Here is a 9,597-nt window from a genome sequence, read left to right on the forward strand (position 1 = left end):
GCTCAGACCGCCCAGGCGATGCGCGGCGTACTGGCCGGGGGCATGTCGCCTTTGAAGATCGGCGAGCGACTGGTTCAGGCCATTGAGGCCGATGAATTCTTCGTCTTCACCCATCCGGAGTGGAAGGGCATGGCCGAGGCCCAGTTCGCCGAGATTCTGGCGGCCTTCGGCGCCTCGGCGGACCCGAGCTATGGTGGCGACGACATCAAGGGTCTGGTTTCGGCCAACGGAGCCAGGCGAATGAACGTGGCCATCGGGCCGGCAGACTGAGGATGCAGACCATGTCAGACGACGCCATGCGCGCGCTCGCCAAACGCTTCTTCGACTTCGTCGAGGCCGGCGATGTGGACGGCCTGGTCAGCTGCTACGCGCCCGACGCCCGCATCTGGCACAACACCGACGGACTGGAGCAAAGCCCGGAGGATAACCGCAAGACACTCCAGGGCATGACCCAGCGCATCATAGACCGGGTTTATGACAACCGCCGCCTTCAGGTCTTTCCCACGGGGTTCGTGCACCAGCACGTGCTGTGCGGAACCCGCAAGCACGACGGCGTCCGCCTTGCGCTGGAAGCCTGCATCGTCTGCCAGGTGGTCGATGGAAAGATCACCCGTCTGGATGAGTATTTCGACTCGGCCCAGGTGGCCGAATTCCGCAAATTCGCCTAGGAAAACAGCCATGCCCGTACTGCGACAGGTTCCCCGCGCCGAGGTCACCTCCGAGGTGATCACCACCTACTACAATCGCCTGTTCGGCCCCGACCGTGACCCGGTGGCCGAGCCGGGCACCGCAACCGGCACGCCAGGTGACTGGTGGACGGTGTTCGCGCTCGCGCCCGATATCTTCAAGCACGCCGTCGACGGTTTCGCCGTTTATCGTCACCCGGACCGCAAGATCGATCCGGTGCTGCGCGAGCTCGGTCAGACCCGCGCCGGCTGGGTCAAGGGCAGCCAGTTCGTGTTCTCTCAGCACTGCAAGTCGCTGCGCGGCCTTGGGGTCTCCGACGAGAAGATCGCGGCTGTGGCCCACTGGCAGGTGTCGGACGTGTTCAACGACCAGGAACGTACGGTTCTGGCCTATGCCGATTGCCTGACGGCCGCTGACGGTCGCACGCCCATCGAGGTGTTCGACAAGCTGAAGACCTTCTGGAGCGATGAGGAGATCTTCGAGTTCACCTACATCACTACCCTCTACGCCATGCACGCGGTCATCACTCGCGCGCTGCGCATGGAGTACGACAACCGCGACGAGCCGATCGTCGAGATCGCGGCGCCCGAAGGTTTCAAAGCCACCGACTTCCTGAGCGCGCCCGCTGCGAAGCGGTAGCGCGACGGGGGGCTATCCGGCACCGTCCGCAAGTTCCCTGGCGATCTGGAAGGCGCTGTTGGCGGCGGGGACGCCGCAGTAGATCGCGCTCTGCAGGATGACTTCCTTCAGGGTCTCCAGCGGCACGCCGTGATCGAGCGCCGCGCGCAGGTGCAGGCGCAGCTCGCCTTCCCGGTTCAGGGCGATCAGCATGCCGATGGTCAGCAGGCGGCGTGTCTCTTCCGCCAGGCCCGGCCGGGTCCAGATTTCACCCCAAGCATAGCGAGTGATGAGGTCCTGGAATTCGGCCGTCAGCGGTGTCGTCGCCCCCACCGCCTTGTCGACATAGGCTTCGCCCAGCACCGCGCGCCGTCGCGCCATGCCGAACTCATGGCGTTTGGATTCATCCATTCGGGTCCCTCCTGCAAACGCCGCCAGGCGGCGGCGACCCGTGAACGCAGTTGGTCAGGGGTCGACCAGCAATCGGCGGATCAACGCCTCGGCTTCCCCGACATCGGACCCTACGCCGGCCGCCGCCAGATTTCGCGCCATGGCGGCGACATCCACCTCGAGCCCCTCTACCACCTCAGCCATCGCCGCCACCGCGCCATGCGTGAGGGCGAAGAGATCGGCCAGCACCGGCGCCTGCGCCTGCCATCCGCCGAGACCTCGCTCATGCTCGCCGGTCAGGGTCGACATCAGTGTCGCCGCAAGGTGTGGCGTCCGGACCGAGGCCGAAAGCGCCACCTGGCATCCGGTCGGGTTGCGTTTCCGCGGCATCGCTGAGGATCCGCCACGCCCGTCGACCCGCGGTTCGAACGCCTCGGCGACCTCGGCCTGCGCCATCAAGGCCAGATCCTGAGCGATCTTCGCGACGACGCCTGTGAGGATCGCCAGCGCCGCACCCAGGCCCGCGACGCCTTCGCGTCGGGCGTGCCATGGCGCCGCCGGCGCCGCCAGGCCCAGCTCTTCGGACATTCGCCGCGCCACCGCGAGCCCACGGTCGGCCTGGCCGGCGAGGGTTCCGACGGCGCCTCCGAGCTGAAGCCTCGCCATCGCCCGGCCTTCGAGATCGAGCCGCATCGCGGCCTCAGCCACCGAAGCGCGCCACTGAGCGGCCTTGAGGCCCAAGGTGGTCGGCGCCGCAGCCTGCAGAAGGGTCCGAGCCAGCATCGGCGTGGCCGCATGGACCTGCGCAAGGTCCGTTAGGGCCTTGATCAGCCGGTTCGCGTCAGTCGCCAGCAAGGCGAGGCCAGCCTTGACCTGCAGGGCGAGCGCGGTGTCGGCGACATCCTGGCTGGTGGCGCCTAGGTGGACAAAGGCGCCGGCGCCCGGCCGCTGTCGATCCGCCCGGCGGCGCAGTTCCTCGACCAGCGGTATCGCCAGGGTTCCGGCGTGGGCCGCGGACAAGGCCAGGACCTCGATGTCGAACGGCTCGGCGCAGGCCGCCAGGATCGCCGCCGCATCCTGGGCCGCCATCAAACCCTCCAGGACCTGCGCGCGGGCCAACGCAGACTCGAACGCCAGGGCGGCTGCGACCAGCGCCCGGTCGCCGAAGACCTCCAGCATGGCGGCGGTCGAGCCCGCCAGATCATGGATTCTTGAAACCATCAGACGTCAAAGAAGACGGTTTCGCCCGTCCCCTGGAGGACGATGTCGAAGCGATAGCGGCCGGGACCTATGGCGCGCGCCATCAGGGTTTCCCGACGGTCCGGAGGCGTCAGCGCCAGGATCGGATCGTCATCGAGGCCGGGACCATCCTCGAAGTAGATGCGGGTGACCAGCCGCCGGAGCAGACCCCGGCCCATCACTCCGACAGCGATATGCTCCGCCTGCAGGCTGTTCCCCGGTCCAGCAACACGCCCGGGCCGCAGGGTGCGGAACCGGAAGCCACCGTCGTCAGTGGTCGCTGCGCGCCCGAACCCCGCGAAGGCGCCGCCATATACGCCCTGGGCGTCGGCCTGCCAGATCTCGACCAGCGCATCCGGCAAGGGTTCGCCCGCGCCGTCCAGCACCTGCCCTTCGATCTCGATGGTCTCGCCCGCGATGTCCATGGGCCGGGTCAACCGGGCCAGACCGAAGTGGCCCGGCGCGGTCAAGTCCGGTCGAGCGCCGGCGTCCGAACCACCCACCAGATCTGCGCCGCCGGGGTGCGGCAGGGCGTAGTGGAAGAAGGGGCCGACGGTCTGCCACGGGGTTTGTCCCAGACGCGGGGCGACCATGATCAGCCCTCCATCGGCGTGGCGTCGGCGCCGCGCAACACGATGTCGAAGGCGTAGCCCAGCGCGAAACCCGGCTGGGTCAGGCCCAGATCGAACCGGGCCACAAGGCGGTCCCGCGCCGCCTCGGGCGTTGCGTTGGCGATCGGATCGAGCGCGATCAGCGGGTCGCCTTCGAAGTACATCTGGGTCACCAGCCGGGTGGCGAAGGCGGGTCCGAACAGCGACAGATGGATGTGCGATGGTCGCCAGGCGTTGTCGTGATTGCCCCAGGGATAGGCGCCGGGACGAACCGTGACGAAGCTGTAGCGGCCCGCCGGATCGGTCACCACGCGACCCTCGCCCGTGAAGTTGGGATCGATCGGCGCATCCCATTGGTCGCGGGCGTGGATGTAGCGCCCGGCGGCGTTGGCCTGCCAGATCTCCACCAGCGTGCCGGCGACCGGTCGCCCATGCTCGTCCATGACCCGGCCCGCAACGACGATGCGCTGTCCCTGAGCCATACCGGCATGCTGGCGCGTAAGGTCGGTCAGCAGCGGGCCTGCGACTTGCGACCAGTCGCCCGCCAGGCCGCTTGTCTCGGTCAGGGTCTGCGGGATGCGGATCAGCGGCTGGACGGGCGCGCGCAACAGCGTCGATTTGTAAGCCGCGAACCGATGCGGAGGCTGGGCGTCGGGGTCGTCCCGGCCATAGGTGCGCGGCAAGGTCATTCGCTACCTAAGCATGCCGCAAACGGCGGCGGAACTCGCAAGGCCGCCGCCAGACTCCCGGAACGGCCTCAGGCGAGCCGCTACTCCGCGGGCTCGAGCGCCCGGCTGCGAGGCGCGACAGGCGTTCCATCCGGATTGAGCACCACGGCGCGGGACTTCTTGCCCTCGGCGTCGACCGCCTCATGGGCCACGTCCGCAGCGGTGAAGCCATTATGCGTCCAGGCGGCGAACTCGAGCATCACGCCATCGGGGTCCCAGAAATAGACCGAGCGGACAAACACGTCCGACGTCACCTCGGGGCTCACCTGGGCGGGCGAGTTGTCGTGGTTCAGCACAGGACCAAGCTTGACGCCCTTGGCGCGGAGCTTTTCCACATACTCGTCGAACTTTTCGGGCGCCACGTTCAGGGCCAGATGGTTCATCGAGCCATGCGCCGAGGCGATGTCGCCGCCGCCCGGAAGCTCGCCCGGCGCTGAGACGCCCGCGACCGCCTCGGGCGCGTGCGGGAACCAGAAGAAAGCCAGCGAGTCGCCATTGCCGATGTCGAAGAAGAAGTGCTGGCCCATCCCACCCGGCAGATCGATGGTCTTGACCAGCGGCATGCCGAGGATGTCGCGGTAGAACTCAACCGTCCGCGCCATATCCTTGCAGACCAACGCAATGTGATTGACGCCACGGATGTCGAACTCGCGGTTGCCCTGGGTAGCCATCGTGATGCTCCTCTCGATCATCAGGACTGGGCGCAGCCTGCGCCCGATAGTCGAAGCCAAGTTCACATCCTCGCCGCCAATCGTCAAGTATGTTGACGATCAGTTGATGGCGTAGATGAAGTGCCGCACGCCCTCGGGTTCCCGCTCGCCGCACCCGACGGCCAGCACCCCGTTCAGCCACGCATACCGGGGGTCTGAGGTCTCGAAGACAGGCGCGATCCTGAGGGCGTACCGGACGGGGTCGACGTGCGGCTGGGCGGGATCGCGGAACGCAAGGCCGACATCCTGAGGGATCACGCTGCGACCTGTGTAGGTCACATAGATCAGGGCGCCGTCGTCTGTGCGCCAGAGGCTCCGGGCGTCGAACGTTCCGACTGCCGAACCATCGGGCAACTCCCCGGACAGCGACCAGTTGCCCCCGCCTGGAAGTATGTCACCGCGCAGGCGCGGCCCTTCGAACCGGCCGCCGGTGATGTAGCCGAGCCGGCGGCGGCCGAAGGGTGATTCCCCCAGAGGGAACACGCCACCCGCCACCTGGAAGGCGGCGCAACAAAGCGGCGCGCCGATCAGGCGCCGATCCCCGAACTCGAACCCACTGGTCATTGTTGTGATGCTCCGCGTCTGGGCCAGGATTGAGGGGCTGCCTTATCGTCGCCCTTACCCGGGGAACATCAACCTCGCAGGTCATGTCTTTCTTTCGGAAAGCCGTCTCCAGTCTTCACCCTGCGCGGTCCGACCGTGAGCTGTCGGTCCCGTGGCGCCTCAGGCGTCGGCCCAGCGCCTGACCCGGCCGACGTCCACATGTACGAACTGGGACCGGGGATAGAAGCCCACGCCGCCGCCTTGCAGCGACCAGGCCGCGTCACGGAGGCGCGGCAGGTCTACGCCGGTGATGCGCAAGTCTGTCGCCCGCCCTTCCATGTGCAGGCTACGGGTCGCGACCCCCTGGCTGTTGGCGTGCAGCGTCGCATTGGTCGCGGGCGATCGGTAGCCGGAGATCACCTGGACGGCGGCCGAGCTCTCCAGCCGGATGCGCAGGGCCGACATGAGGTCGAAGAGGCCCGGCTCAATCCGATGGACCTCGCCCGTACGATGGTCGCGCATCAGGTGGTTCAGGGCGTCCAGCGCGTCCGGCAGGTAGCGACCCGCCTCCCAATAGGTCGCCGCCAGGGATTCACCGGTGTGAAGGTTGTGAAACGCGATGGTTCGCGCCTCGGCGGCGGCAAAGGCGCGCCCACCGATGGCTGCGCCAAAAAGGCCGAGGCCCGTCTTCAGCGCTTGGCGGCGGTGCATGCAGGACGCTCCTTCTGAACCCTAGCGATCATAATCCCGCTTGGGGCGGTTTTGAGACGCTGCATTCTGACTCCGCGCGGGCCATCATCGCGACGGGCGGTCCGGGCGCGGCGAGTGCACGGATCAGCTTAGCGTCCCAGTCGTAGGGATCGCGGCGAAAGGTGAGACTCCCATTCGGATTCGCCAAGACGGTGCGGTAGACAATGATGAGCGGCAGCTCGACGGGCAGCCTGATGGATTGCGTCTCGCCGGTGGTGATCGCCGAATCCAAGGTCTCCCGCGTCCAGCCTCGTGAGGCCAGCAGCGCCAACGCCAGCTCTCGCGGCTTTTCAAGGCGCACGCAGCCATGACTGAGGGTTCGCCGGGACTGTGCGAACAGGCTTCGGGCCGGTGTATCGTGCAGATAGACTCCGAAGGGGCTCGGGAAGTCGAACTTCACCTGACCCAGGGCGTTCTTCGCCCCTGGCGCCTGGCGAAGGCCGCCGTTGACCCGTGTAAAGCCGTTGGCGGCCAGATAGCCCGGATTGGCCGCCTCCCGGGGCAGCAGCTCCTTGTCGGCGATGGAGGTCGGGACGTTCCATGGCGGATTGAGCACGATGCTGGCGAGGCGGGTCGTAAAGAGCGGGGTCCTGTGCTTGGGGTCTCCGACGATCACCCGCATGGAGAGCGCCACCACGCCGCCCAGGTGTAGGCTGGCCTCCGCGGCCGCGACATCGACCTCCAACCGGTCTGCCGGCAAGTCACGGACCCAACGCCAACGCTCAAGGTTGGCCTCGATCTGGGACAGCCGATCCTCGGCGGAAACGTTCAGCGCATGGCGCGTCGCCTCGCCAACCACTCCGTCCGGAACCAGGTTGTGATGCCGCTGGAAGTTCGCCAAGGCGGCGGCAAGTGCGTCGTCGAAAGGCGCGGCTGGGTCCGAGACGTCCAGGTAACCCTCGATGGCCAGGCGCGCCCGCAGCTCTGCAATGGCCGTCCCGCCCATGCCTTTGCGCAAGACAGGTCCTGCCTGGATCGTGGGCCATCCGCCCTGTTCGGCGATTGTGCGGTAGCGTCCTCGGACCGAAACCAGGGCGCGGTACTGGGCCGCCGGAACCGGCAGACCCGCGATCCAGTCTATCAGCCGACCCTGTGCATGGGCTTGCTCCATCTCGCGCGCCACCTTGCGCGGCGATGGGTTGGTCGCCCACATCGGATCGATATCGGAGGGGCGGATGCGCTGGCCGAGCTCAAACACGGCGTGGCGCTCCAGCAACGCCCACAGTTCCGCGTCGGCAAGGCTCCGCGCGTCCCCGATCTCGTCGCTAGCGCCCAGCGCGCCATAGATCGCCGCCCGCTCGATCGTGTTCAGGGCGGGCGCGGCCGCCCATGTCGGCGTCGCAGCGAGGGTCAGCAGACCCAGCAGGCGGCAGGCGCCTCTACGGCGTCGGCCCTTGGTCAAGGGCCGGACTAGCTGGAAGAGTTTGCGCAAGATTTGAACCCGCATCGCGCCATACTAGCGGCCCTCAACGCGTTCACATTGCGGCGGATCAACCGGCTGACATCCTCCCCACCCTCCCGTTTCGGAGTGCGCCGTTTTCCTGAATAACGCCCGACACGATGGACGGGTTCTGGCGCGAGGGTCGGTGCGCGGAAGCTCGCTCAGGCCCCATCCGCCATGCGCAGGACAGTGCGACCACGGGTGAGGCGATTACGCATCCGCTCCATCACCTCAGGCAACTGCTCGAACGCGACTACGTCGGCGATCCGATCCAGGTGTTGCGGGCGATACTCGTTCGCCAGCTTGTTCCAGACGATCCGGCGAAGGTCCATCGGGCTGTTGCCGTTGATGCCGATCAGCTTCACCCCCCGCAGGATAAACGGCAGAACTGAACCGGTGAACTCAGCGCCCCCCGCGTTTCCGAAGCTGGTGGCCACGCCGTCCGGCAGAAGCGTACGCAGAATCCATCCCAGCGTCTCACCACCCACCGAATCCACGGCTCCCGCCCAGCGCGCAGATTCGATTGGCCGACCGCTCGCAACCGCGAGACCGGCGTCCACGACCTCGCTTGCGCCGAGGGACCGCAAGAAATCGTGTGAGTCCGATTTTCCAGTCATGGCGGCGACGTCGTAATCGAGCCCAGACAGGATATCGATGGCCACGCTGGCGACCCCGCCCGTCGCGCCCGTCACAAGGATCGGGCCGGTTCCAGGCCTGAGCCCGCTGTGTTCCATCCAATGGATCGAGAGTGCGGCAGTGTAGCCGGCCACGCCCAAAACCGCGCAGTCGAGCAGGCTCAGCCCCTTGGGGAGAGGAAGCACCATATCGCCCTCGACCCGGGCGTACTGCGCGTAGCCTCCGTCCCGATCGACGCCCAGGCCGAACCCATGGACGACAACATGATCACCTTCACGGAACCGGGGATCCTTCGACTTCGCCACTGTCCCAGTCAGGTCGATACCGCCGATCCTTGGGTAGTCGCGGATGATCTTGTTGATCCCCGCCGCGGCCAGCGCGTCCTTGTAGTTCACGCTGGTGAAGGCGACTCGGACCAATACGTCTCCGGCGGAAAGGTCGTCCTCACTCATCGTCACGAACCGGCCGACTGGCGGCCCGCCGCCTTCACCCGCAAACAGACGATAAGCCGCGAACGACTGCATTCGAGATCCTCTCAGTTGGGACGCTGGCCGGTCCACGGCGTCGGCCGCCGAAGCGCGCGACGCAGGCCGATGCTAGTCACGCGACGACCAGTGTCCACTACGGCCTCCTGCGCGACGCCATTTCCTCTGGGCAAACGCAAGCCTGATCGAGAGTCCGTGGCGTGACGGTGCTCTCAGTTCCGGCGGCGCAATTGCGCTGGGTTTGAGTCTTGCAGAGGCGAAGCCGTCAGGCCGGCGTGCAGCGCACCTCCAGCGATGCGGCGCCATAGGGGTGCCAGAACTCGCGTTCCGACGACCCCGCCGGAACAACGGTAGTGGTCCGGGCCAGAAGGGTTTGAAGCGCCACCCGTATTTCCTGCCGCGCCAGACCGTTGCCGATGCAGGTATGGACGCCCACGCCGAACGAGAGGTGCCGGTTCGGCGACCGCTCAATGCGGCATGTGTCCGGCGCCTCGAAGGCCGTGTCGTCGCGATTGCCCGAAGCAAACACCAGCAGCACGCGATCACCCTCGCGGAGCCGCCTGCCTCCTAGCTGCGTATCGCGACGAACACGCCGCGGCATCTGCAGGACGGGCGCTTCCAGCCGCAACATCTCTTCAACCGCCGCCGGGATCAGCGAGGGGTCGGATCTGAGGCGCGCCTGCAGATCAAGGTCCTCGACGATGCGCCGCAGGCAGACGCCCATCGCGCTGGTGGTGGAGTCGTGGCCCGCAGCCACCA

13 protein-coding genes are annotated in these 9,597 nt (G+C 67.1%); 3 read left to right on the forward strand and 10 right to left on the reverse strand.

The annotated features are described in order from the left end of the window. From ACIQ3R_RS10905 to ACIQ3R_RS10915, 3 genes are all read left to right on the forward strand, one after another. Nucleotides 1-270 (forward strand): hypothetical protein (locus ACIQ3R_RS10905; RefSeq protein WP_397418363.1); only part of this gene is annotated, 270 nt, incomplete at its 5' end. An 11-nt stretch (nt 271-281) separates the two neighbouring features. Continuing rightward, the gene (locus ACIQ3R_RS10910) at nt 282-668 is read left to right on the forward strand and encodes a nuclear transport factor 2 family protein (protein ID WP_397418365.1); all 387 of its coding nucleotides are present in this window, start codon (nt 282-284) and stop codon (nt 666-668) included. Nucleotides 669-678: 10 nt separating this feature from the next. Beyond that, entirely contained in the window at nt 679-1,326 is a 648-nt protein-coding gene (locus ACIQ3R_RS10915; protein WP_397418367.1) for a carboxymuconolactone decarboxylase family protein, read from the forward strand. Between the two features lie 12 nt (nt 1,327-1,338). Here ACIQ3R_RS10915 and pcaC read toward each other — a convergent pair whose 3' ends face one another. The 10 genes from pcaC to ACIQ3R_RS10965 form a co-directional block, all read right to left on the reverse strand. Then, a complete protein-coding gene (pcaC, locus tag ACIQ3R_RS10920; protein ID WP_397418369.1) occupies nt 1,339-1,716 on the reverse strand; it encodes a 4-carboxymuconolactone decarboxylase in 378 nt (125 codons plus the stop codon). Nucleotides 1,717-1,770: 54 nt separating this feature from the next. Further along, nucleotides 1,771-2,916: a lyase family protein gene (locus ACIQ3R_RS10925; protein WP_397418371.1), complete on the reverse strand. Its 1,146-nt coding sequence runs from the start codon at nt 2,914-2,916 to the stop codon at nt 1,771-1,773. Beyond that, nucleotides 2,916-3,527, reverse strand: a complete 612-nt coding sequence (pcaG, locus tag ACIQ3R_RS10930; protein ID WP_397418373.1) for a protocatechuate 3,4-dioxygenase subunit alpha — start codon at nt 3,525-3,527, stop codon at nt 2,916-2,918. Before pcaG ends, ACIQ3R_RS10925 begins: the two co-directional genes overlap by 1 nt. A 2-nt stretch (nt 3,528-3,529) precedes the next feature. Beyond that, nucleotides 3,530-4,234, reverse strand: a complete 705-nt coding sequence (pcaH, locus tag ACIQ3R_RS10935) for a protocatechuate 3,4-dioxygenase subunit beta (RefSeq protein ID WP_397418375.1) — start codon at nt 4,232-4,234, stop codon at nt 3,530-3,532. Nucleotides 4,235-4,314: 80 nt separating this feature from the next. Further along, complete coding sequence (locus ACIQ3R_RS10940; RefSeq protein WP_397418377.1) at nt 4,315-4,944, reverse strand: VOC family protein; 630 nt, start codon at nt 4,942-4,944, stop codon at nt 4,315-4,317. Nucleotides 4,945-5,043: 99 nt separating this feature from the next. Further along, entirely contained in the window at nt 5,044-5,547 is a 504-nt protein-coding gene (locus ACIQ3R_RS10945; protein WP_397418379.1) for a DUF3237 domain-containing protein, read from the reverse strand. Nucleotides 5,548-5,706: 159 nt separating this feature from the next. Then, a complete protein-coding gene (locus ACIQ3R_RS10950; RefSeq protein WP_397418381.1) occupies nt 5,707-6,237 on the reverse strand; it encodes a DUF882 domain-containing protein in 531 nt (176 codons plus the stop codon). 28 nt (nt 6,238-6,265) lie between these two features. Further along, nucleotides 6,266-7,723 (reverse strand): murein L,D-transpeptidase, encoded by a 1,458-nt coding sequence (locus ACIQ3R_RS10955; protein WP_397418383.1) that lies wholly within the window; start codon nt 7,721-7,723, stop codon nt 6,266-6,268. Between the two features lie 155 nt (nt 7,724-7,878). Beyond that, a complete protein-coding gene (locus ACIQ3R_RS10960; RefSeq protein WP_397418385.1) occupies nt 7,879-8,877 on the reverse strand; it encodes an acryloyl-CoA reductase in 999 nt (332 codons plus the stop codon). Nucleotides 8,878-9,103: 226 nt separating this feature from the next. After that, nucleotides 9,104-9,597, reverse strand: a 494-nt coding sequence (locus tag ACIQ3R_RS10965; protein WP_397418387.1) for a cytochrome P450, incomplete at its 5' end; no start/stop codon positions are given.

Origin of the sequence: Phenylobacterium sp., assembly GCF_044371015.1 — a bacterium.
In the GTDB taxonomy this organism is placed as follows: domain Bacteria; phylum Pseudomonadota; class Alphaproteobacteria; order Caulobacterales; family Caulobacteraceae; genus Phenylobacterium.

Excerpts from the sequence above, each read along its gene's own strand:
- ACIQ3R_RS10910 (WP_397418365.1), top strand. The coding sequence starts at position 282 with ATGTCAGACGACGCCATGCGCGCGCTCGCCAAACGCTTCTTCGACTTC.
- ACIQ3R_RS10915 (WP_397418367.1), top strand. The coding sequence starts at position 679 with ATGCCCGTACTGCGACAGGTTCCCCGCGCCGAGGTCACCTCCGAGGTG.
- pcaC (WP_397418369.1), bottom strand. The coding sequence starts at position 1,716 with ATGGATGAATCCAAACGCCATGAGTTCGGCATGGCGCGACGGCGCGCG.
- ACIQ3R_RS10925 (WP_397418371.1), bottom strand. The coding sequence starts at position 2,916 with ATGGTTTCAAGAATCCATGATCTGGCGGGCTCGACCGCCGCCATGCTG.
- pcaG (WP_397418373.1), bottom strand. The coding sequence starts at position 3,527 with ATGGTCGCCCCGCGTCTGGGACAAACCCCGTGGCAGACCGTCGGCCCC.
- pcaH (WP_397418375.1), bottom strand. The coding sequence starts at position 4,234 with ATGACCTTGCCGCGCACCTATGGCCGGGACGACCCCGACGCCCAGCCT.
- ACIQ3R_RS10940 (WP_397418377.1), bottom strand. The coding sequence starts at position 4,944 with ATGGCTACCCAGGGCAACCGCGAGTTCGACATCCGTGGCGTCAATCAC.
- ACIQ3R_RS10945 (WP_397418379.1), bottom strand. The coding sequence starts at position 5,547 with ATGACCAGTGGGTTCGAGTTCGGGGATCGGCGCCTGATCGGCGCGCCG.
- ACIQ3R_RS10950 (WP_397418381.1), bottom strand. The coding sequence starts at position 6,237 with ATGCACCGCCGCCAAGCGCTGAAGACGGGCCTCGGCCTTTTTGGCGCA.
- ACIQ3R_RS10955 (WP_397418383.1), bottom strand. The coding sequence starts at position 7,723 with ATGCGGGTTCAAATCTTGCGCAAACTCTTCCAGCTAGTCCGGCCCTTG.
- ACIQ3R_RS10960 (WP_397418385.1), bottom strand. The coding sequence starts at position 8,877 with ATGCAGTCGTTCGCGGCTTATCGTCTGTTTGCGGGTGAAGGCGGCGGG.